Origin of the sequence: Actinocorallia libanotica (assembly GCF_039525175.1) — a bacterium.
GTDB classification, from domain to species: domain Bacteria; phylum Actinomycetota; class Actinomycetes; order Streptosporangiales; family Streptosporangiaceae; genus Actinocorallia; species Actinocorallia libanotica.
In genome coordinates this window covers 141,594-163,106 of record NZ_BAAAHH010000006.1, presented here as the reverse complement: position 1 = coordinate 163,106, position 21,513 = coordinate 141,594, and the positions used below count along the sequence as shown (strand labels likewise).

The window sequence follows — 21,513 nt, the reverse complement described above, 5'->3', positions numbered from 1 at the left end:
GCAAGTCTCCCAAGGTCAGGCGGGGAAGGCGAATCCGGGGTCGATCTGCGCCCGGAGGTCCTCCCCTACCGCCCGGTTGGCCCAGCTGCGGGCGTTCCGGCGGTGGAACTCCGCCGCCTGCTCCAGGTACTTCGGCCAGTCCTTGACCCGCTCGTCGACGGCCTTGCGCAGCACGTCCAGGGCGGCGACCCCGGCGTCCTCCAGGACCGCGCCGGGCCGCCCCTGCTCGATCGCCCGCACGGCCGGGGAGTGCCCGACCCAGGTGAGGAGGTCCTCCCCCACGTGCTCGCGCAGGTAGGCGACGTCCTCCTCGTCGTGGACCTTGTTGCCCACGACCTTGATGGCCACGTCGTAGTCCCGGGCGTACTCGGTGTACTGCCGGTAGACGCTCACGCCCTTGCGGGTCGGCTCGGCCACCAGGAACATCACGTCGAACCGGGTGAACAGCCCGGACGCGAAGGTGTCGGCGCCGGCGGTCATGTCGACCACGACGTACTCGCCCGGACCGTCGACGAGGTGGTTGAGGTACAGCTCCACCGCGCCGGTCTTGGAGTGGTAGCAGGCCACGCCCAGGTCGTCGTCGGTGAACGGGCCGGTGGCCATGAGGGTCAGGTTCGGCTGCAGGACGCGCGCGTACGCGGTGTGGAACGGGTCGGGGCCGTGCACGCGCAGCAGCCGCGAGCCCGTCCCGGGCGGTGTCGTCTTGACCATCGCCGCGGCCGAGGAGATCCGCGGGTTGTCCCCGCGCAGGTACTCCTTGAGCTCGGCCAGGTGGTCGCCCAGCGCGGGGACCGCGGCGTCCTCGGCCAGGCCGAGCGCGGCGCCCATGTGCTGGTTGATGTCGGCGTCCACCGCCACGACCGGCAGCCCGATCCCCGCCAGATGGCGGACGAACAGCGACGAGAGCGTCGTCTTCCCGCTGCCGCCCTTGCCCACGAAAGCGACCTTCACGCTTCCCCCTGATGCTCGGTGCCCCTTGATGACACAACAATGAAAACCGTTGTCATGTCCAGTCTGGTACGGCACCGCGGGTGGCGCAACCGGAACGCACCGTCACGGCGTGGAAAGAACGGGTCAGGAGCGCTGCGGGACGACGAATCCGTAGGGCAGCTCCAGCCGGTGCTCGGCCAGGAGCCGCTCGTCGGCCAGCAGCTCGTGCGTCGGGCCGTCCGCGACGATCACCCCGCCGGAGAGGACGAGCGAGCGCGGGCACAGCTGGGCCGCGTACGGCAGGTCGTGGGTGACCATCAGCACCGTGACGTCCAGGGACGTCAGGATCTCGGCGAGCTCGCGGCGCGAGGCCGGGTCGAGGTTGGACGACGGCTCGTCCAGCACCAGGATCTCCGGCTCCATCGCCAGGACCGTCGCGACCGCCACCCGCCGGCGCTGCCCGAAGCTCAGGTGCTGGGGCGGCCGGCCGGCCGCGTGCGCCATGCCGACCCGCTCCAGCGCCGCGGCGACCCTGCGCTCCAGCTCCGCGCCGCGCACCCCCAGGTTCGCCGGGCCGAACGCCACGTCCTCGGCGACGGTCGGCATGAACAGCTGGTCGTCGGGGTCCTGGAAGACCAGGCCGACCCGGCGGCGGACCTCCTTGAGCGCCTTCTTGTCACGGGCGTCGACCGCCATGCCGCCGACGTGCACCGTCCCGGCCCCGCCGTGCAGGATCCCGTTCAGATGCAGGACGAACGTCGTCTTGCCCGCCCCGTTGGGTCCCAGCAGGGCCACCCGCTCGCCTTTGCCGATGGCGACGTCCACGCCGAACAGGGCCTGCGTCCCGTCGGGATAGGCGTAGGCCAGCCCGCTGACCTTCAGAGAAGCGTCCATGGCGCCATCCAAGCAGCCAGCGCGACCGCGGCGGCCGTCGCGGGCAGGACCGCGCTGGCCGCCCACTGGCCGCCGGAGGCGCCGGTCTCCAGCAGGACGGGCATCCGTCCGTCGTAGCCGCGGCTGAGCATCGCCAGGTGCACCCGCTCCCCCCGTTCGAAGCAGCGCAGGAACAGGGCCCCCAGGGAGCGCCCCAGGACCCTGGCGTCGCGCAGGTCGCGCGGCTCGAAGCCGCGGGCCGCGCGGGCCGTCCGCATTCTGCGCATCTCCGCCACCACAACGTCGCCGTAGCGGAACATGAAGGTGGCGATCTGGGTGAGCAGCGGCGGGACGCGCAGCCGTTCGACGCCCAGCAGCAGCACCCGGGGCTCGGTGGTGGTGGCCAGCAGGATCGAGGCGACCACGCCGAGCGTGCCCTTGGCCAGGATGTTCCAGGCGCCCCACAGGCCGTCCTGGCTCACCGCCACGCCGAGCACCTCCACCCGGGGGCCGGTCGCCAGGAACGGCAGCAGGACGGCGAACGCCACGAACGGGACCTCGATGAGCACCCGCCGGGCGACGTGCCCGTACGGGACCCGGGCCAGCGCCGTCACCCCCGCGAGCAGCAGCGCGTAGACCGCGAAGGCCCACATCCGCTCGCGCGGGGTGGCGACCACGGCCAGGACGAAGCCGAGCACCGCGAGGATCTTGCAGTGCGGAGGCAGCTGGTGCACCGGCGAGTCGCCCCGCCGGTACATCGGGTGAGCGTGCCCCGCGCCCATGTCAGGGGTGCGCCTCGGTCCGCCCGCCGGACCCGTCCCGCGCGGCCCCGCCTTCCGAACGGCCGCGCAGCAGCCAGAAGAGCCCGGAGCCCGCGACGAGGACCACGCCCACGCCGATGAGCCCGGACAGGCCCACGGAGGCGCGCTCGTCGGCCACGCCCTTCACCCCGTAGTCGGCCAGCGGGGAGCCGCCCAGCGGGTGGTCCTCCTCCTTGGCGTTGATGCCCTTGTCCTCGGCGACCCGCTCCAGGCCGTCGGGGTGGGAGCTGGCGTAGTGGCTGACGATCCCGGCCAGGACGGCGGCGACGAGCACGCCCAGGGCCAGCAGTTTCTTCAGGCTCATCAGGACGCCGCCTCCTCGGGCTTCCGCGCCGGGTTCACGACGAGTTCGAGCGGTTCGGCCGTGCCGCGCGCGCCGTAGACGAGGTCCGGGCGGACCGCCAGCACGCTGGAGACCGTCAGGGCGGTGATCAGCGCCTCGCCCAGGCCGATGAGGACGTGGACGCCCAGCATCGCCGGGAGGACCGTGGACAGGGGGACCTCGGTGGTGCCGCCGACGACGTAGAAGGCGACGAAGGCCAGGGCGGAGGCGGGCACCGAGACCAGCGCCGCGACGAACGCCGCCGCCGTCACGCTCGGACGGGAGCGCGGCAGCACCCGCACCAGGAGGCGGAACACCCCGTATCCGGCGGCGGCCGTGACGATCGCCATGATCGTGATGTTCACCCCGAGGGCGGTGAGTCCGCCGTCCGCGAAGACCAGCGCCTGGACGGCGAGCACCACCGAGACCACCAGGACCCCGGTGAACGGCCCGACGAGGATGGCGGCGAGCGCCCCGCCGAGCAGGTGGCCGCTGGTGCCGCCCGCGACGGGGAAGTTGAGCATCTGGGCGGCGAAGACGAAGGCGGCGGTGAGGCCGGCCAGGGGGGCGGTGAGATCGTCCAGCTCGCGGCGCGCGCCGCGCAGCGAGACCGCGACGCCGGACACCGCGATCACCCCTGCGACCGCCGACACCGGGGCGTCGATGAATCCGTCGGGAACGTGCACGGAGACATTCCTCCCTGCTGAGGGGGTTTTGTTCCGTTCCGGAACCCACCAAGAGTAATTGCAAGCAACTCGCAATAACAAGAGCCAGGCGGTGCCATGAAGGTAAGGGTGCGGTGGATTAACGCCCGGCGCGTGTTTCGCTCGGTACAGTGGCTGCGACATGCTTCAGCGCCTGGTTCACCTGCTCCCGCCGAAGGTACGTGCCCAGCTGAGGCGCGTGCCCTTCCTGGTGACCCTCTACCGCTGGCTGAGGCGCGGGCGCGTCCGCGAGCGCTACCTCTTCGCGGCGCTGGCCCTGGCCTCCGCGCTCATGTGCCTGGGAACGCTCCTGGTCTCCCAGCGCTGGTTCCCGCCCAGCGCCCTGGTGCTCATCGTCCTGGCCGGCGGCCTGGTGCTGCGGGTGCGCGCCTTCAGCGCGCTGCTCGTCGTGGTCGCGGTGGTGCTGAGCATCGACTCCTTCGTCCTGGACCGCGGCTTCTCCCCCGGCATCGTCATCACCCTCGCGCTGACCACCCTGCTCGGCCTGTCGCTCTCGCGCACCCGCCAGCAGCTGGGCGTCCAGGGCCTGCGCGGCGAGTCGATGCTGCTGGAGCTGCGCGACCGGCTCAACCGCCAGGGCCAGATCCCGGCGCTGCCGCGCGGCTGGGACAGCAAGGTCGAGCTGGCCCAGGCGGGCGGCTCCTCCTTCGGCGGCGACTTCGTGGTCTCCTGCCGCCACCACTGCGACGACGGCCGCGACCTCCTGGAGGTCGCGCTGGTGGACGTCTCGGGCAAGGGCATCGAGGCCGGCACCCGGGCGCTCATGCTCTCGGGCGCGTTCGGCGGGCTGCTCGGCTCGGTCCGCGCCGAGACGTTCCTGTCGGCCTGCAACACCTACCTCCACCGGCAGCGCTGGGACGAGGGCTTCGTCACCGCCGTCCACGTGGTGATCGACCTGGAGAGCGGGGAGTACACCGTGGAGTCCGCCGGGCACCCCCCGGCCGTCAAGTTCGTCTCCTCCAGCGGCACCTGGCAGGTCGGCACCGCCAAGGGCGTGGTGCTGGGCGTGGTGCCCGACCTCAAGTGCGAGCCGGAGACGGGCCGCCTCCGCCCGGGCGACGCGCTCATGCTCTACACCGACGGCCTGGTGGAGATCCCCGGCCGCGACCTGGACGCCGGCATCGACGCCCTGCTGGGCGAGGCCGAGCGGCTGGTCCCCCAGGGATTCCGCCGGGGGGCGCGGGAGATCGTCCAGACGATGTCGGACGCGCACGACGACGACTGCGCGCTGGTCCTGATCTGGCGGCAATGAGTACCGGAACGGGTAACTTACCCGCCAGTAAATGTTGTCAACCTGCCCGAGCAGGCAAGAAAAGTATTAACCGGACCCCCCTAGGCGGCCGCGGGCGCACCTGGTTACTCTGCGCGCAGAGGATCATGTCCCCGGGGCCCGCTGATCACGAAGCGTCCGTTTGTCGAAGAGGGGTTGAGCTATGGCCATGACCGACCGTGGCGAGACCGGCGACGCCCGCGGGCAGCCGCCGGAGGACCGCGGGAGCCTCGACTTCCGCGAGATCCTCGCCCGTCCCGACGTGCGCCGATGGCTGCTGCGGGTGGCGTTCGCCGCCGTCGTCGGCGTGCTGTTCGCGATCGTCTTCGATCCCCGCGTCGGCCTGACGGCCGCGGTGATCGCGGTGATCGCCGACACGATCCGCAAGGCCAGGGCCGGGGACGGCGGCCCGCGCACCTCGGCGGCCGAGCGCAAGACCGCCAAGCAGCTGGACGGCCTGGACAAGAAGGGCTGGCGGGTGCTGCACGCCAGATCCATCCCCCGCGACGACGACGGCGTCAGCGACGGGCAGATCGACCACCTGGTGATCGGCCCGACCGGGGTCTTCGCGATCGACTCCGAGTCCTGGGACAAGCGGCTGCCCGTGCGCACCCTGTCGCACACCAGGTTGTTCCACGGGCCGTTCGAGAAGAAGGACCGGCTGGACGAGGCGCGCTGGGAGGCCAACCAGGCGAGCCGCCTGCTCAGCCTGGCGCTGGGCCAGGAGATCCCGGTCCAGCCCTCGGTGGCGATCTACGGGCCGTCCGTGCCCTGGCGGGTGATGACCGTGCGGAACGTGGACGTCTACTCGGGCGGAAAGGCGAAGACGTACCTGCGCAAACGCCCCAAGGTCCTGACGGACGAGGAGGTCGCCAGGATCGCCGACGCCGCGTCCAAGGTCCTGCCGTCGAAGTTCGGCTGAACCCGATCGTCCGGGGGGCGACCCCCGGACCCCGGTGACACCCCGCCAGAGCCGTCGGGGTGCCGTCATTCGGTAGGCTGGGCAGCACCGTTCCCTTCGTGCCGCCCCCTACCCGGGGCCACCCACCTTCATGATCCACGGTTGGGAGAGTCCCTTCATGCCTCCGCTCAGGTCTCGTACGGTCACCCATGGCCGGAACATGGCGGGCGCCCGCGCCCTGCTGCGCGCCACCGGCGTCGCCCGCGAGGACTTCGGCAAGCCGATCATCGCGATCGCCAACAGCTTCACCCAGTTCGTGCCGGGCCACGTGCACCTGCGCGAGGTCGCCCAGGTCGTGGCCGAGGCCGTGCGCGAGGCGGGCGGCATCCCGCGGGAGTTCAACACCATCGCCGTCGACGACGGCATCGCCATGGGCCACCACGGCATGCTCTACTCGCTGCCCTCGCGCGAGCTGATCGCCGACGCCGTCGAGTACATGGTCGAGGCCCACTGCGCCGACGCGATGATCTGCCTGTCGAACTGCGACAAGATCACCCCGGGCATGCTCCTGGCCGCGCTGCGGCTGAACATCCCCACCGTCTTCGTCTCCGGCGGCCCGATGGAGGCCGGCAAGGTCACCGTCGTCGACGGCACCGCCAAGACCGTGCGCAAGCTCGACCTCATCGACCCGATGATCGCCGCGGCCGACGACTCCGTCTCCCAGGAGGCTCTGGACGAGCTGGAGGAGAACGCCTGCCCGACCTGCGGCTCGTGCTCGGGCATGTTCACCGCCAACTCGATGAACTGCCTCACCGAGGCCCTCGGCCTGGCGCTGCCGGGCAACGGCACCACGCTGGCCACCCACGCCGCCCGCAAGGCCCTCTTCCAGGAGGCCGGGCGCGTCATCATGGACATCTCCCGGCGCTACTACGAGCAGGACGACGCCTCCGTCCTGCCGCTGTCGATCGCCACCCGCGACGCCTTCGAGAACGCCATGGCCCTGGACGTGGCCATGGGCGGCTCCACCAACACGATCCTGCACCTGCTGGCCGCGGCCCGCGAGGCCGGCGTCGACTTCGGCCTGAAGGAGATCGACGAGCTCTCCCGCCGCGTCCCCTGCATCTGCAAGGTCGCGCCCGCCACCGCCAAGTACCACGTCGAGGACGTGCACCGGGCCGGCGGCATCCCCGCCCTCCTGGGCGAGCTGGACCGCGCCGGGCTCCTGCACCGCGACGTCCACACCATCCACGGCTCGTCGCTGGGCGAGTTCCTCGACGCCTGGGACCCGTGCTCGGGGCAGGTCCGGCCCGACGCGCTGGAGCTCTACCACGCCGCGCCCGGCGGGGTGCGCACCACCGAGGCCTACAGCCAGGACACCCGCTGGGACTCCCTGGACCTGGACCGCGAGAACGGCTGCGTCCGCTCGGTCGAGCACGCCTACACCAAGGACGGCGGCCTGGCGGTGCTGTACGGCAACATCGCCCCCGACGGCGCGATCGTGAAGACCGCGGGCGTCGAGGAGGAGCTGTGGACGTTCTCCGGCCCCGCGGTGGTCTTCGAGTCCCAGGAGGACGCGGTCGAGGGCATCCTCGGCAAGAAGGTCAAGGCCGGCGACGTCGTGGTGATCCGCTACGAGGGCCCGCGCGGCGGCCCCGGCATGCAGGAGATGCTCTACCCCACCTCCTTCCTCAAGGGACGGGGCCTGGGCAAGGCCTGCGCGCTGATCACCGACGGCCGCTTCTCCGGCGGGACCAGCGGCCTGTCCATCGGCCACGCCTCCCCCGAGGCCGCGGGCGGCGGCAAGATCGCCCTGGTGGAGGACGGCGACCGGATCGTCATCGACATCCCGCGCCGCGTCCTGGAGCTGGACGTGCCCGAGGAGGAGCTGGCCGCCCGCCGCGAGAGGCTCCTGGCCGACCTCGGCGGCTACCGCCCCCGGGACCGCCGGCGTCCGATCAGCGCCGCCCTGCAGGCCTACGCCGCCATGGCCACCTCGGCCTCCACCGGCGCGGCCCGCGACGTCTCCCAGCTCGGCACCGCCCCCCGCTGAGCCCCGGAACACCGAGGCCCCGCCCCCTTCGGGGGGCGGGGCCTCGTCATGTCGTTCCGTTCTCCCGCGGGGGCGGCAGAGGGTACGCGCGCTCGATCAGCGTGAACGAGCGACCGTAGGCGGGTCAGCCGCAGGCTGGTCAGCCGCAGCAGCCTCCGCCGCAGCAGCCGCCTCCGCCGCCGGAGGGGCGCTGGACCGGGGCCGCGGCGCCGCCGGTCACCGCGACGGTGGACAGGAGCTTGACGGTGTCGGTGTGGCCGTCGGGGCAGACCGCGGGGTCGGCCGAGGCGGACATGGGTCGGGACAGCTCGAAGGTGGAGCCGCAGGAGCGGCAGCGGTAGTCGTAGCGGGGCATGGCCGTAGTCTATGCGCCCCTCAGGCGGCGGGTTCGGTGACGTAGGCCGCCCACTGGGGATCGCCGTCGGCGCCGATCAGCCCGATGAGGCGCCAGTGGGCGCCGCGCGGGACGGCCGGGGGGATGTCCAGGGACCAGCCGAGCTCCTCCAGGAGCAGGTCGGCCTTGCGGTGGTTGCAGGGGGTGCAGGAGGCCACGCAGTTCTCCCACGTGTGCTTGCCGCCCTTGCTGCGCGGGAGCACGTGGTCGATGGTCTCGGCCTTCTTGCCGCAGTAGACGCACCGGTAGTCGTCGCGCCGCATGAGCGCGGCACGGGTCAGCGGGATCCTCGTCCGGAAGGGGATGCGGACGTACCGCCGCAGCCTGATGACCGAGGGCACCTGGATGGCGGAGTTCGCCGACCGCAGGTGCGCGCCCGAGGAGTCGTGGTGCACGACCTCGGCCTTCTCCCGCAGTACGAGGCAGACCGCCCGCCGCAGGGGCAGCGTCGTGAGTGGTTCATACGTCGCGTTCAGGAGAAGGACCTGGCGCATCAGCCCGCCTCCACCGGGAGGCGGAGGACGGCCGGAGCCCGCCTTCGTCGTCGCCCGCGGCATGGTCGCGGGCGCGACGATCCGCACAGAGCATCCCGAGGCCGGGCACCTGGCTCGGCCGAATCCGCTACATCCGCCATGAGGACCTCCTCCAGGCGAGTGAGTCGACGACCCCACGCTGTCCAACAGTGTGACCAATGAGAAGCGGTTCGCGCTACCCCTTTATGCCCTGTTCGAGGCGTCCGCAGTCCCGTCCGGGAGGTGAGGCTTGCCTGGACGCCGTCCACAGGGGGCCGATCACTCCCCGATCCGCTGAGTAGGCTGAGCCCCATGGACTACCCGGCAGCGCACCGTCAGGAAATCGTCGAAGAGCTCCACGGACACCAGGTCGCCGACCCGTACCGCTGGCTGGAGGACGCGCAGAGCGCCGAGACCAAGGAGTGGCTGCGGGAGCAGGACGAGTTGTTCCACTCCCGGGTGGACGGGCTGCCGGGCCGGGAGCGCCTGCGCGCCCGGATCACCGAGCTGCTCGGCTCCGGCAACGTCTCGGCGCCCGTCTGGCGCGGCGAGCGGCGCTTCTTCATGCGCCGCACCGCCGAGCAGGAGCTGTCCGTCCTCTACACCGTCGACGAGGACGGCACCGAGCGCGCGCTGATCGACCCGATCGCGCTGGACGCCTCGGGCACCACCACCCTGGACGCCTGGCAGCCCGACAAGGAGGGCAGGCTGCTGGCCTACCAGCTGTCGGTCGGCGGCGACGAGGAGTCGCGGCTGTCGGTCATGGACGTGGCCACCGGGGACACCGTCGACGGCCCCATCGACCGCTGCCGCTACAGCAACGTCGCCTGGCTGCCCGGCGGCGAGGCGTTCTACTACGTGCGGCGGCTGCCCGCCGACCAGGTGCCCGAGGGCGAGGACCAGTACCACCGCCGCGTCTACCTGCACCGGCTGGGCACCGACCCGGACCGCGACGACGTGCTCGTCTTCGGCGAGGGCAGGGAGAAGACCAACTACTACGGCGTCTCGGTCAGCCGCGACGGCCGCTGGCTGACCATCTCCGCCTCCCGCGGCACCGCGCCCCGCAACGACCTGTGGTACGCCGACCTGACGGCGAGCCCGCTGGAGGAGCCCGCGCTGCGGCCCGTCCAGCTCGACGTGGACGCCCAGACGGGTGTGTACTTCGGCCGCGACGGGCGCGCCTACGTCTTCACCGACCGCGACGCACCGCGGGCGCGGCTGGCCGTCGCCGACCCCTCGGACCTGGCGTACGAGAACTGGACCGACCTCCTGCCCGAGGACGCCGAGGCGGTGCTGAGCGACTTCGCCATCCTCGACGACCTGGAGCGCCCGGTGCTGCTGGCGGCCTGGACGCGGCACGCCGTCAGCGAGATCACCGTCCACGACCTGGTCGACGGCGAGCGGCTGGGCGAGGTGCCGCTGCCGGGCCTGGGCTCCATCGGCGGGCTGATCGAGCGCCCCGAGGGCGGCCACGAGGCGTGGTTCGGCTACACCGACAGCGTCACCCCCGGCGGGGTGCAGCGCTATGACGCCCGCACCGGCGAGACGACGCTGTGGGCGGCGCCTCCCGGCAGCGTGGAGGTCCCCGCCGTCCAGGCGCAGCAGATCGCCTACACCTCCAAGGACGGCACGACCGTGCGGATGCTGGTGCTCGGCAGCCTCGAGGGCGGTCCGAAGCCGACCATCCTGTACGGCTACGGCGGCTTCAACGTGTCGCTGACCCCGGCCTACTCGGCGGGCATCCTGGCGTGGGTGGAGGCGGGCGGCGTCTACGCCATCGCCAACCTGCGCGGCGGCTCGGAGGAGGGCGAGGAGTGGCACCGCGCCGGCATGCTCGGCGCCAAGCAGAACGTCTTCGACGACTTCCACGCCGCGGCCGAGCGGCTCATCGCCGACGGCTGGACGACGTCCGAGCAGCTGGCCATCTCCGGCGGCTCCAACGGCGGCCTGCTGGTGGGCGCCGCGCTCACCCAGCGGCCCGACCTGTACGCGGCGGTCGTCTGCTCCGCCCCGCTGCTGGACATGGTGCGGTACGAGAAGTTCGGCCTGGGCCAGACGTGGAACGTGGAGTACGGCACGGCCGAGGACCCCGAGCAGTTCGCGTGGCTGCTGGGCTACTCCCCCTACCACCACGTGAAGGAGGACACGGCCTACCCGGCGACGCTGTTCACGGTGTTCGAGAGCGACACCCGGGTCGACCCGCTGCACGCCCGCAAGATGTGCGCCGCGCTCCAGCACGCCGCCGCGTCGGCCGGCGGCGGCCCGATCCTGCTGCGCAACGAGGCGGAGGTCGGGCACGGCGCACGCTCGCTGAGCCGCAGCGTCGACCTGTCCGTCGACACCATGTCCTTCCTCGCCCGGCACACCGGCCTCACCCTGGAGTGAGGCAAGAGCTCAGGGCGCCTGTTCCCGGCCTCTCGGTCGGGAACAGGCGCCCTGAAAACGGGACGAACATCATTTTCGGGTCTTACAGATACTTCTCCCCGTAGATATTGACGATCCCGTTGATGTTCCTGCGGCCGGTCTCCTTCCAGCCGAACTTGCGGTACAGCTGCAGCGCCGCCCCCTGGAACTCGGTGGTGTCACCGACGAGCCGGCCGTAGTCGAGCTCCTTCGCCCGGTCCTCCAGTGCCGTCAGCAGCGCCGCCCCGTACCCGTGGCGCTGCAGCTCCGGGCGGACCCGCAGCCTGACGAGTTCCCCCGTCCAGGAGTCGACACGGCGCAGCCCTCCCATGGCGACGGGCACCCCCTCCCGGAGGCCGACGAGGAACTCCCCCGTGCCGTCCCGGAGGTAGAGCTCCTCCAGCCGGTGCAGGTCGTGCTCGTAGTAGACGCCGTCGCCCGGCCGCAGCCCGATCCTGGCCAGGCCCTCCCGGTGCAGGGTCAGCACCTCGGCGTGGTCCTCCGGCAGGTAGCGCCGGACCAGCAGCTCGCCGAACCAGCGGACGGGCATTCCCTGCGGGCACCGGACCTTCGTTCCGGTGCCCCTCTCAGTGATCTCCACCCGATCAGACCTGATCCGCCGGGGAACCGGGTCCGCCCGTGCCGCCGGGCTCCAGCGGGCTCTGGACGTTCGGGCCGGCCAGCGCCTCGCGCAGCTCCCGGAGCTCGGGCAGGTCGCCGTGCTGCTGCTGGACGGCCGCGGCGAGCTGGCGGGCGCGGTGCATGAGGATGTCGGAGCGGTGCTCGGGCTCGAGCTCCATGATGGCCTCCCGGGCACGGGCGGCCGCCTGGTCGGGGGAGCCGGCGTACATGGAGCACGCGGCGCGGTCGAGCTTGACCAGGGTGCGGTCGATGACCTCCGTCGGCGAGTAGAGGGTCAACGCGTACCGCAGCACTTCCTCGCCCTTCTGGTGGTCGCCGAGGTTGGTGTAGGTGTCCCCCTCGTAGAAGGACATCTGCCGGTCGGTGAAGCCGAAGACCAGGTCCGTGGTGTCGTTCTTGGACAGCTGGTCGAACACCGCGCGTCCGCGCACGAGGGCGCGGCGGGCGGTCGGCGCGGCGTCGGCGCGGCCGCGCAGGGCGAGCTGGCCCAGGGCGCGCGCCTCGACGGCCGGGGCCATGGCCGCGGCGACGTTGGGGGTGCGGCCCGCCAGGTCCTGGGCCTTGCGGGCCAGGTGGAGCGCCTCGCGGGGGTCGCCGTAGTACAGCGGGAGCAGGGACTCGCGCACGGTCACCCAGGCGCGCAGGCCCCGGTCACCGGTCTCGTCCGCGGCGGTGCGCGCGGTGCGGAAGAACGAGCGGGCCAGTCGGTGGTCGCCGAGATTGATCATGATCAACCCGGAGATCCCCGACAGCTGGGCGGCGATCCGGCAGAGCCGCTCCTGGAGCTCGATCGGCTGCCGCTGATCGCACAGGCGCCGGACCTCGCTGAAGTCCAGCAGGACATCGCAGAGCATCCGCAGGGACGGAGTCGACTGGTACGACTGCCCGTACCCCAGGATCGTCTCCTCCCACTGGTCGAGCATGGTGGGCGACACCGTCGCGTTCACGAGGGTGTCGTCCATCTTCCTGCGGAGCTGGTCCACAGCGCCGAGGAACTGGCCGTCGAGCGCCACGCCCGCTCCGGCCAGCAACTGCAGTAGTGTCCGGCGAAGCACGACGTCCTCCTCTCCTAGGTCGATCGAGCCGGAGGCCTCGGCGCGGTGAAGCCCCCCCTCGATGTGCTGGTTGATCCAGCCGCGGTCGAGGACCGCGCCGATCAGGGTTTCCGGTTCGTCCCGGATCGACGACAACTGGGTGCCGGCGCCGAAACGCTGTTCGTGGCCCCTGCCGCAGACGCAGGGGCCCTGGTAACCGAGATCGCCGGGTTCGACGCGATAGACCAGGCAGAGGTAGTGCAGATACTCCGGACCTGGGCGTTTGTATCCGCTCTCGTAGGCGGACAGCAGGGTCTCCCCGATCTTCGGGGTCGGCTTGCCGTCCATCTCGTAGAGCGCCCGCATCTGTGCCACCACGTCCGACAGAGCCACCCCATTGGCCAGCCGGTGGGCTTTGATCCGGCTCGTGCTGAACATCGGCCCGCACTGCTCGGCGATCTCCGCCGCGATCTGCGGGGTGCTCAGTCCGCGGGCCAGGCCCTGGGCACGCACCCAGCGCGCCCGCTCTGCTTCCTTCGGGGGGGGTTCTGCCATCCGTGCCGGCCTCCTCACCACTCGCCGGATGTGTGCAACGTCACCACTCTGCACGCCCCCGAGCGTCGGTGACCGGGTTTCTCGGTCAGTCGCCGTAATTCCTTGTTACGGCGCTCACAACGTAACCCTGCGTATCGCGCCCGGCCAACCGTCTATCAAGAATCAGGATCCCATCAGGAGCAACAACCCGTCCCGCAGACCAGGATCGTGGCACCCGGGATGAAGAACGTTCCACTGGGGCGGAGAAAACCCTTCCGGGGCTCGGAAGCCCGGCCTTGACCGCCCCTGCCGGGCTTGCAATTCTCTGCTGGCAGCAACCGACGACGAAACTTTCGCAACCGAGTTCCGAGAGGGGTGCCAGGTGGCCGGTAACGAGCGGATCGCCTACCTCGAGGAGCTGGTCCACGCCCTGGACGCACGCGGTCTGGTGGCACGGGTGGTGCAGACCCGTTCGGGACCGGCCTTCCTTCGGGTCGTCAATCCCGACGCCGCCAGCCTGACCGAGAACGTCACCTGCGCTCCCGTCCCCGAATCCGCCGAGCACTACTTCTGGTGGAGCTGGGGAGAGCGTCTTCACAGGGTCGACGACCCGGACGCGGCCGCCCGCAAGGTGGCCCGCGTCCTGGAGCCGAAGACCGTCTAGACCCGGGCGGGTTCCGCGGGAGCCCGGCACCAGGCGCGGAGGCCGAAGCCTCCGCGGAGCCCGCCCGAAACACGCCTGACCGGTCCGCGGCGTCCCACCACCCACCAGCCGCCGGACCGTCCCCGGCGCGCACCCGTTCAGGCCGGAGGGGGCCGGGTGCGCGCCCGTGCCCTCCCCGGGCCGACAGGGGTTTCTGCCGTGGCGACCGTACGACCCGATCGTGTCCGTCCCATACGATCTGTCCGTACCAAGTCGCACGACCTCGGCGGACACCGCCGGCCGACCCGGGGAGGGTCTCTGTTCTCCATCGGCGAACCCATACCCAAAGACCTCTGCGACCTCCGGCCCAGCGTGGCGTGCCGGACGGCCTGGAACTTCTCCCGCAGCGAGGACTTCACCCGCTTCTTCCACAACTGGCTGGACGGGCTCGTCACCGCGCTGATCTGGGCGGTCCTGGCCCTCATCGCCGCGATGGTGTGCCGGTACTACGTCCACCGGCTGATCACCCGGATCACCGGGCGGATCGCCACGGGCACCATGCCGGGACGCAACCGCGCCAAGCCCGAGGGCACGGCCACCGTGCTCATGCGCGAGCGGCGCAGGCAGCGCATGGAGACGCTGGGCTCGGTGCTGCGCAGCATCGCCTCCGTGGTCATCTACGGTGTGGCGCTCTTCACGGTGCTGGGTGAGATCGGCCTCAACCTCACCCCCATCCTCACCGGAGCCACCGTGGTCGGCGCCGCGGTCGCCTTCGGCGCGCAGAACACGATCAAGGACCTGCTGGCCGGCCTGTTCATGCTGCTGGAGGACCAGTACGGGGTGGGCGACGTGGTCGACACCGGCTCGGCCAAGGGCACCGTCGAGGCGGTCTCCCTGCGCATCACCCGGCTGCGGGACGTCAACGGCGTGGTCTGGTACGTGCGCAACGGCGAGATCAACCGGCTGGGCAACGAGTCGCAGAACTGGGGCCGCGCCCTGCTGGACGTGCCCGTCGCCGCCGACCAGGACGTCGACGTCATCCGCAAGCTGCTGCAGGAGACCGCGGACGTGCTGGTCGCCGACCCGGACTGGGAGGAGATGATCCTGGAGGAGCCGACCGTGTGGGGTGTGCAGTCGCTCACCAACGACGCGATGGTCGTCCGGATCACGATCAAGACGGCGCCCAACCAGCAGCACAAGGTCACCCGGGAGCTGCGGGCGCGGGTGAAGCGCGCCTTCGACGAAGCGGGCGTGGCGCTGGGCAGTCTGGCATAGGCTGGGTCCGATGAGCCAAGAGGTGAGCTTTTACGAGGCTGTGGGCGGCGAGGAGACCTTCCGTCGACTGGTCCACCGGTTCTACCAGGGGGTGGCAGCCGACCCCGTGCTGCGGCCGATGTACCCCGAGGAGGACCTCGGTCCCGCGGAGGAGCGGCTGCGCCTGTTCCTCATGCAGTACTGGGGCGGCCCCACGACCTACAACGAGCTGCGCGGCCACCCCCGGCTGCGGATGCGCCACGTCCCCTTCACCATCGGCGAGCGCGAGCGCGACGCGTGGCTGCGCCACATGCGCGACGCCATGGACGAGCTCGACCTCCACCCCCAGGCGGCCGAGCTGCTGTGGACCTACCTCTACCGCGCGGCCCAGAGCCTGGTGAACTCCGAGGACTGAGCGGGTAGGTCGTCACCCATGACGACGACAACCCCCTGGTGGCGCGACGCCGTGGTCTACGAGGTCTACCCGCGCAGTTTCTCCGACGCCTCCGGCGACGGGGAGGGCGACCTCGACGGGCTGCGCCACCGCCTTCCGTACCTGTCCGAGCTGGGCGTCGACGCGCTGTGGTTGACGCCCTTCTACACCTCTCCGCTGGCCGACGGCGGCTACGACGTCGCCGACTACCGCGACGTCGACCCCCGCTTCGGCACCCTCGGCGACTTCGACGCCCTGGTGGCCGACGCCCACCGGCTGGGGCTGCGGATCATCATCGACATCGTCCCCAACCACACCTCCTCGGCCCACCCGTGGTTCTCCGAGGCGGTGCGGACGGGCAGGGGAAGCGGCCGGTACCACTTCCGGGACCACCCGGACGTCCCCAACGACTGGCAGTCCAACTTCGGCGGCCCGGCCTGGAGCCGCACCCCCGACGGCCGGTGGTACCTGCACCTGTACACGCCCGAGCAGCCGGACCTCAACTGGCACGACCCCGGGGTCCGCGCGGAGTTCGAGGACATCCTGCGGTTCTGGCTGGACCGCGGCGTCGACGGGTTCCGCATCGACGTGGCGGCCGGGCTGTTCAAGCACCCCGACCTGCCCGACCTGGGCGCGCTGGGCACCCACGCGCCCGGCAGCCCCATGTACGGGCGGCCCGAGGTGCACGAGATCTACCGGGAGTGGCGGGCCATCCTCGACTCCTACCCCGGCGAGCGCATGGCCGTCGGGGAGGTGTGGACCGAGGACCCCGAGGCGCTGTCCCTGTACGTCCGGCCGGACGAGCTGCACCAGGCGTTCCAGTTCCACCTGCTGCTGGCCCCGTGGTCGGCCCGGGAGTTCCGCGAGATCATCACCACCTGCCTGGACTCCCCCAGCGGCCGGGCGCCCACCTGGGTGCTGTCCAACCACGACGTGATCCGGCACCGCAGCCGCTACGGCACCGACGAGCGGGCCCGCGCGGCGCTGATGCTCATCCTGGCGCTGCCCGGGTCGGCCTACCTCTACCAGGGCGAGGAGCTGGGCCTGCCGGAGGTCTTCGACATCCCCGACGAGGCGCGCCAGGACCCGATCTTCTTCCAGGGCAAGGGCATGGGCCGGGACGGCTGCCGGGTGCCGCTGCCCTGGTCGGGTACCGAGGCCCCCTACGGCTTCACCTCCGGCAAGCCCTGGCTGCCCCAGCCCGCCGACTGGGGGCCGCTGACGGTCGAGGCCCAGGAGGCGGATCCGGACTCGATGCTCTCCTTCTATCGACGTGCCCTTGGCCTGCGGCGGACCCTTCGGGGAACCCTGCCGCCTACCCTGGAATGGCAGGAGTGGCACGCTCCCGAGGTGCTGGCCTTCCGGCGGGGTGATCTCGTCTGCGCGGTCAACTTCGGGGACGGGCCCGTGGAGGTGCGAGGAGAGGTCCTCCTGTCCAGCGGACCGGTGGCGGGAGGGCGCGTCGCGGGGGGTGGTGCGGTCTGGCTGAGAACCTGATCAGTTGACGTCATCCGCTTCTCGACGAGGAGACGCGCATGTTCACACAGATCATCCAAGGACACGTCACCGACACCGCGGCCGTGCGGGAGTCCTTCGAAAGGTGGCAGCGGGACCTGGCTCCCGAGGCGGTCGGCTGGCTGATGGGCACGGCGGGGTTCACAGCGGACGACACCCTCCTGGCCTTCGCCTGCTTCGAGTCGGTGGAGGCCGCCCGGCGCAACAGCGAGCGGCCCGAGCAGCACCGGTGGTGGATGGAGACCGCCAAGTACTTCAGCGGCGAGGTCCTCTTCCACGACTGCGAGCAGGTGGAGGTCTTCCCCCGGGGGCGGACGGACTTCCTCCGCGACGCCGGGTTCGTCCAGGTGATGCAGGGGCGGCTGCGGGACTTCGACAAGGTCTGCGAGCTCATGCACGGCATGGAGGACGGCATGCGCGCATGGCGGCCGGACCTGCTCGGGGCGGTCCTCGCGATGCATCCCGCGGAGGACGCCTACACCCAGTTCACCTACTTCACCTCCGAGCGGGAGGCCAGGGAGAACGAGGCCAAGGAGCCGACCGGGCGGCTCAAGGAGGTGATGGAGGAGCTCATGGAGTGCGAGGTGGGCGAGCCCGCCTACTTCGACCTGCGGGAGCACTGGGTGGAAGAGCCCTGACCGGGCCCTGCGGCCGGCCCCGCGCCGACGGGACCGGCCGTCACCGCACGTACCAGCAGTTCTTCTTCGCGGAGTAGTGCCAGTGCTTGCCCTTGAGCCGGTAGCTCCGGGAGAGCGCGATCTTGTTCTTCCTGCCGTGGCGGGCCTGGATGCTGAGCGTCCGCGGCTTGACCTCGGCCGCCTTCACGTTGGCCCGCACCCGGGCGGCCCGGGCCAGGGCCAGCTTGCGGGTGCCGCCCTTGACCTCCACCCAGACCGCGTCCGGGTCGCCGCCCCACTCGCACCGCTTCACGCCCTCGCACGCCTTGGGCGCCTTGGGGGGAACGCAGGTGACCCCGGCCGCACCGGCCTGTGCCGCCGTGCCCGTCACCATCCCGCAGACCAGGAGGACGATCATCGATATGCGGCGCAAGATACCTCCCGTAGCCGGTAAGGACGCCTACGCTACCCGCTCCGATCAAGGGCTCCCAGACCCCGCGACGAGAATCCGCCGGAACCGTCGACGAGCGGCACACCGCCGCTCCGCCAGAACGCCCTCCTACGCGGCCGGGCCGCGCCGCCTGGGCACGCTGACGCGCAGTGGACCACCTTGCGGAGAACGGGCGTCCGACGGCGGCCGTCCCTTGACCGCCGCCGGCCTCCCGGCAGTTCTTCCTCGGGAACGGGTGCCGGACGGTTCTTCTCCGAGAACGGGTGCCGGACGGGTGGGCGGTGCGGGGGCGTCAGGCGTCGGCGGGCTTGAGGAAGCGGGCGATGTAGGCGCGCTCCTCGGGGGTGTAGCGGCGCAGGCGGGCGTTCTCGACGTCGAAGGCGACCAACGTCGAGGTGGCGGTGGCGTACAGGTTGTCGGCGTCGCGCACCTCGTAGGCGATCTTGAAGGAGGCGGCGCGCAGCTCGGTCACCCAGGTCTCGACGCGGATGGGGTGGATGACGCCGGACAGCGGCACCTTGTAGTCGATCTCGTGCCGGGAGACGACCATGCCCCGCACCGGCGCCAGACCCGCCCGCACGGGGTCGGCGTGGAACATCGCCAGGCGGGCGTCCTCCAGATAGCCCAGGAACTTCACGTTGTTCACGTGCATCTGGGAGTCGATGTCCCCGAACCTGACATGGAACTCGTAGACGTGGCGGTACGCGGTGGCCTCGGGCCGGTGGAGCGTCGCGGTGTCTTCCATGTCCTCGCCTCGGGGGATGGGGGAAATGTCGGGCGCCTCGATGGTACAGGGGTCCGCGGCGTCCCCCGGAAAGGCCTCAGGCCCGCGACGGGCGTCGCGGGCCTGAGGGAACGGCGGAAGCCGGGTCAGCGGGTGAGCTTGCGGTGCGTCACCCGGTGCGGGCGGGCGGCGTCGGCGCCCAGCCGCTGGATCTTGTTCTTCTCGTAGTCGGCGAAGTTGCCCTCGAACCAGAACCAGTTCGACTCGCCCTCCCACGCCAGGATGTGGGTGGCGATGCGGTCGAGGAACCAGCGGTCGTGCGAGGTGATCACGGCGCAGCCGGGGAACTCCAGCAGCGCGTTCTCCAGCGACGACAGCGTCTCCACGTCCAGGTCGTTGGTCGGCTCGTCCAGCAGCAGCACGTTGCCGCCCTGCTTGAGGGTGAGCGCCAGGTTGAGGCGGTTGCGCTCGCCTCCGGAGAGCACGCCGGCCTTCTTCTGCTGGTCCGGGCCCTTGAAGCCGAACGCCGCGATGTAGGCGCGGGAGGGCATCTCGACCTGGCCGACCTTGATGTGGTCGAGGCCGTCGGAGACGACCTGCCACACGTTGGCCTCCGGGTCGATGCCGCCGCGGCCCTGGTCGACGTAGGAGATCTTCACGGTCTCGCCGATGCGCAGCTTGCCCCCGTCGGGCTGCTGCTCACCGGTGATCATCCGGAACAGCGTCGTCTTGCCGACGCCGTTCGGGCCGATCACACCGACGATCCCGTTCGGCGGCAGGTTGAAGGAGAGGCCGTCCATCAGCAGGCGGTCGTCGAAGCCCTTGGTGAGGTCCTCGGCGACGATCACCGTGCCGCCCAGGCGCGGGCCCGGCGGGATCTGGATCTCCTCGAAGTCCAGCTTGCGGGTCTTGGCGGCCTCGGAGGCCATCTCCTCGTACCGCTGCAGCCGGGCCTTGCTCTTGGTCTGGCGGGCCTTGGCGTTGGAGCGGACCCACTCCAGCTCCTCCTCCAGCCGCTTCTTGCGCTTGACGTCCTTGTTGCCCTCGACCTTGAGGCGCTCGGCCTTCTTCTGCAGGTAGGTCGAGTAGTTGCCCTCGTAGGGGAAGCAGCGGCCGCGGTCCAGCTCCAGGATCCAGGTGGCGACGTTGTCCAGGAAGTACCGGTCGTGGGTGACGGCCAGGACCGTCCCGGCGTACTTCTCCAGGTAGGACTCCAGCCAGTTCACCGACTCGGCGTCCAGGTGGTTGGTGGGCTCGTCCAGCAGCAGGAGGTCGGGTGCCTCCAGCAGCAGCTTGCACAGCGCGACGCGGCGGCGCTCGCCACCGGACAGCTGGGTGACGGGCAGGTCGGGCGCGGGGCAGCGCAGCGCGTCCATCGCCTGCTCGAGCTGGGAGTCCAGGTCCCAGGCGTTGCGGTGGTCGAGCTGCTCCTGCAGCTTGCCCATCTCCTCCAGCAGCGCGTCGCTGTAGTCGGTGGCCATCTGCTCGGCGATCTCGTTGAACCGCGTGAGCATGGTCATGGTCTCGGCGACGCCCTCCTGGACGTTCTCCAGGACCGTCTTCTCCTCGTTCAGCGGCGGCTCCTGCTGGAGCATGCCGACGCTGAAACCGGGCATCAGCCGCGCATCGCCGTTGGACGGCTGCTCCAGGCCGGCCATCATCTTCAGGAGCGTCGACTTACCGGTGCCGTTGGGGCCCACCACGCCGATCTTGACCCCGGGCAGGAAACTCAGCGTGACGTCGTCCAGAACAACCTTGTCGCCGTGCGCCTTGCGCACACGCTGCATCGTGTAGATGTACTCGGCCATGCCCCTAGCCTATTGGCTCGGACCTCTTGCCCACGCCGCCCGCGAAGGCCCCCCTTCCCTCACCCCCGGCGGACGGCGACCCTCAATCCCGGCGCGAGCCCCTTGATCTCGGTTCGCGAGCAGGCGGCCGCGACCCGGAGCACCAGATCGAACACCTCGTCATGGCCGAGCACCGAGTCCGCCCCGTTCATCAGGAGGAAGATCCGGCAGGCCGCCCACCCCGTCCGCTTGTTGCCGTCGACGAACGGGTGGTTGCACAGCACCGAGTGAAGGAGCGCCGCCGCCTTCTCCTCCAGCGCCGGATAAGCCTCCTCCCCGAAGGCCACGGTGCCGGGCCGGGAGACCGCGGAAGCGGCCAACCCGGCATCGCGAACGGCGGCCCTCCCGCCGAGATGACGGGCGTTGATGGCGATGAGCTGCTCGACGGTCAGGTGGATCACGTGTCGGCCAGCCGCCGGAAGAGCGCGGCGTCCTCTTCGAAGACCTTGTCCATCGCCACGGTGAACACGGCTTCCTGGGCCCGCCGCGCGATCCACTGCTCCGCGGCCTGGACCAGCGCGGCGTTGAGCGAGATGTGCTCGGCCGCGGCGAGGGCCACCAGCCTGGCGTGCACCTCGTCCGGGAGGCGAAGGCTCAACGTCGTCATACCAGAACGAT

General features: G+C 71.1%; 23 protein-coding genes. 9 read left to right on the top strand and 14 right to left on the bottom strand.

The window, feature by feature from the left end; all coding sequences use genetic code 11:
* Positions 1-15: 15 nt before the first annotated feature.
* The 5 genes from ABD140_RS10815 to ABD140_RS10795 all read right to left on the bottom strand — a co-directional run bounded on the left by ABD140_RS10815 (position 16) and on the right by ABD140_RS10795 (position 3,632).
* Positions 16-951 (bottom strand): ATP-binding protein, encoded by a 936-nt coding sequence (locus tag ABD140_RS10815; protein ID WP_344239464.1) that lies wholly within the window; start codon positions 949-951, stop codon positions 16-18.
* Positions 952-1,074: 123 nt separating this feature from the next.
* Positions 1,075-1,824, bottom strand: coding sequence for an energy-coupling factor ABC transporter ATP-binding protein (locus ABD140_RS10810; RefSeq protein ID WP_344239462.1), 750 nt, complete (start codon positions 1,822-1,824; stop codon positions 1,075-1,077).
* Positions 1,809-2,561: a cobalt ECF transporter T component CbiQ gene (gene cbiQ / locus ABD140_RS10805; protein WP_344239460.1), complete on the bottom strand. Its 753-nt coding sequence runs from the start codon at positions 2,559-2,561 to the stop codon at positions 1,809-1,811. The genes ABD140_RS10810 and cbiQ overlap by 16 nt, the downstream gene beginning before the upstream one ends.
* Before the next feature lie 25 nt (positions 2,562-2,586).
* Complete coding sequence (locus ABD140_RS10800) at positions 2,587-2,928, bottom strand: PDGLE domain-containing protein (protein ID WP_344239458.1); 342 nt, start codon at positions 2,926-2,928, stop codon at positions 2,587-2,589.
* Positions 2,928-3,632, bottom strand: coding sequence for an energy-coupling factor ABC transporter permease (locus ABD140_RS10795; protein WP_344239456.1), 705 nt, complete (start codon positions 3,630-3,632; stop codon positions 2,928-2,930). The genes ABD140_RS10800 and ABD140_RS10795 overlap by 1 nt, the downstream gene beginning before the upstream one ends.
* 160 nt (positions 3,633-3,792) lie before the next feature.
* Between ABD140_RS10795 and ABD140_RS10790 the strand changes: the two genes are divergently transcribed.
* The 3 genes from ABD140_RS10790 to ilvD all read left to right on the top strand — a co-directional run bounded on the left by ABD140_RS10790 (position 3,793) and on the right by ilvD (position 7,892).
* Positions 3,793-4,923, top strand: a complete 1,131-nt coding sequence (locus tag ABD140_RS10790; protein ID WP_344239454.1) for a SpoIIE family protein phosphatase — start codon at positions 3,793-3,795, stop codon at positions 4,921-4,923.
* 187 nt (positions 4,924-5,110) lie between these two features.
* On the top strand, positions 5,111-5,863 hold the full coding sequence (locus ABD140_RS10785; RefSeq protein ID WP_344239452.1) for a nuclease-related domain-containing protein: 753 nt from the start codon (positions 5,111-5,113) through the stop codon (positions 5,861-5,863).
* 157 nt (positions 5,864-6,020) lie between these two features.
* A complete protein-coding gene (gene ilvD / locus ABD140_RS10780; protein WP_344239450.1) occupies positions 6,021-7,892 on the top strand; it encodes a dihydroxy-acid dehydratase in 1,872 nt (623 codons plus the stop codon).
* 139 nt (positions 7,893-8,031) lie between these two features.
* Here the strand turns inward: ilvD and ABD140_RS10775 are convergent, their stop codons facing one another.
* The gene (locus tag ABD140_RS10775; RefSeq protein WP_344239448.1) at positions 8,032-8,247 is read right to left on the bottom strand and encodes an FmdB family zinc ribbon protein; all 216 of its coding nucleotides are present in this window, start codon (positions 8,245-8,247) and stop codon (positions 8,032-8,034) included.
* Positions 8,248-8,267: 20 nt separating this feature from the next.
* Entirely contained in the window at positions 8,268-8,780 is a 513-nt protein-coding gene (locus ABD140_RS10770; protein WP_344239446.1) for an HNH endonuclease, read from the bottom strand.
* A gap of 330 nt (positions 8,781-9,110) precedes the next feature.
* On the opposite strand from ABD140_RS10770, the gene ABD140_RS10765 reads away from it, so the two are divergent.
* Positions 9,111-11,183 (top strand): prolyl oligopeptidase family serine peptidase, encoded by a 2,073-nt coding sequence (locus ABD140_RS10765; protein ID WP_425544100.1) that lies wholly within the window; start codon positions 9,111-9,113, stop codon positions 11,181-11,183.
* Between the two features lie 82 nt (positions 11,184-11,265).
* Here the strand turns inward: ABD140_RS10765 and ABD140_RS10760 are convergent, their stop codons facing one another.
* Together ABD140_RS10760 and ABD140_RS10755 are read right to left on the bottom strand one after the other, a co-directional pair.
* On the bottom strand, positions 11,266-11,802 hold the full coding sequence (locus tag ABD140_RS10760; protein WP_344239444.1) for a GNAT family N-acetyltransferase: 537 nt from the start codon (positions 11,800-11,802) through the stop codon (positions 11,266-11,268).
* A gap of 4 nt (positions 11,803-11,806) precedes the next feature.
* Positions 11,807-13,432: an NsdA family TPR-like regulatory protein gene (locus ABD140_RS10755; RefSeq protein ID WP_344239442.1), complete on the bottom strand. Its 1,626-nt coding sequence runs from the start codon at positions 13,430-13,432 to the stop codon at positions 11,807-11,809.
* Between the two features lie 361 nt (positions 13,433-13,793).
* Between ABD140_RS10755 and ABD140_RS10750 the strand changes: the two genes are divergently transcribed.
* The 5 genes from ABD140_RS10750 (at position 13,794) to ABD140_RS10730 (ending at position 17,894) form a co-directional block, all read left to right on the top strand.
* Positions 13,794-14,075: a hypothetical protein gene (locus ABD140_RS10750; RefSeq protein ID WP_344239440.1), complete on the top strand. Its 282-nt coding sequence runs from the start codon at positions 13,794-13,796 to the stop codon at positions 14,073-14,075.
* A gap of 351 nt (positions 14,076-14,426) precedes the next feature.
* A complete protein-coding gene (locus ABD140_RS10745) occupies positions 14,427-15,329 on the top strand; it encodes a mechanosensitive ion channel family protein (RefSeq protein ID WP_344239438.1) in 903 nt (300 codons plus the stop codon).
* Positions 15,330-15,351: 22 nt separating this feature from the next.
* Complete coding sequence (locus ABD140_RS10740) at positions 15,352-15,723, top strand: globin (RefSeq protein ID WP_344239436.1); 372 nt, start codon at positions 15,352-15,354, stop codon at positions 15,721-15,723.
* An 18-nt stretch (positions 15,724-15,741) separates the two neighbouring features.
* A complete protein-coding gene (locus ABD140_RS10735) occupies positions 15,742-17,238 on the top strand; it encodes a glycoside hydrolase family 13 protein (RefSeq protein WP_344239434.1) in 1,497 nt (498 codons plus the stop codon).
* 38 nt (positions 17,239-17,276) lie between these two features.
* On the top strand, positions 17,277-17,894 hold the full coding sequence (locus ABD140_RS10730) for a hypothetical protein (protein WP_344239432.1): 618 nt from the start codon (positions 17,277-17,279) through the stop codon (positions 17,892-17,894).
* Between the two features lie 40 nt (positions 17,895-17,934).
* Here the strand turns inward: ABD140_RS10730 and ABD140_RS10725 are convergent, their stop codons facing one another.
* The 5 genes from ABD140_RS10725 to ABD140_RS10705 all read right to left on the bottom strand — a co-directional run bounded on the left by ABD140_RS10725 (position 17,935) and on the right by ABD140_RS10705 (position 21,502).
* On the bottom strand, positions 17,935-18,306 hold the full coding sequence (locus tag ABD140_RS10725; protein ID WP_344239430.1) for a hypothetical protein: 372 nt from the start codon (positions 18,304-18,306) through the stop codon (positions 17,935-17,937).
* A gap of 310 nt (positions 18,307-18,616) precedes the next feature.
* On the bottom strand, positions 18,617-19,069 hold the full coding sequence (locus ABD140_RS10720) for an acyl-CoA thioesterase (protein WP_344239428.1): 453 nt from the start codon (positions 19,067-19,069) through the stop codon (positions 18,617-18,619).
* Between the two features lie 125 nt (positions 19,070-19,194).
* A complete protein-coding gene (gene ettA, locus ABD140_RS10715) occupies positions 19,195-20,856 on the bottom strand; it encodes an energy-dependent translational throttle protein EttA (RefSeq protein WP_344239426.1) in 1,662 nt (553 codons plus the stop codon).
* Positions 20,857-20,915: 59 nt separating this feature from the next.
* The gene (locus ABD140_RS10710; protein ID WP_344239424.1) at positions 20,916-21,296 is read right to left on the bottom strand and encodes a type II toxin-antitoxin system death-on-curing family toxin; all 381 of its coding nucleotides are present in this window, start codon (positions 21,294-21,296) and stop codon (positions 20,916-20,918) included.
* Positions 21,293-21,502, bottom strand: a complete 210-nt coding sequence (locus ABD140_RS10705; protein ID WP_344239422.1) for a toxin-antitoxin system HicB family antitoxin — start codon at positions 21,500-21,502, stop codon at positions 21,293-21,295. Before ABD140_RS10705 ends, ABD140_RS10710 begins: the two co-directional genes overlap by 4 nt.
* Positions 21,503-21,513 lie beyond the last annotated feature (11 nt).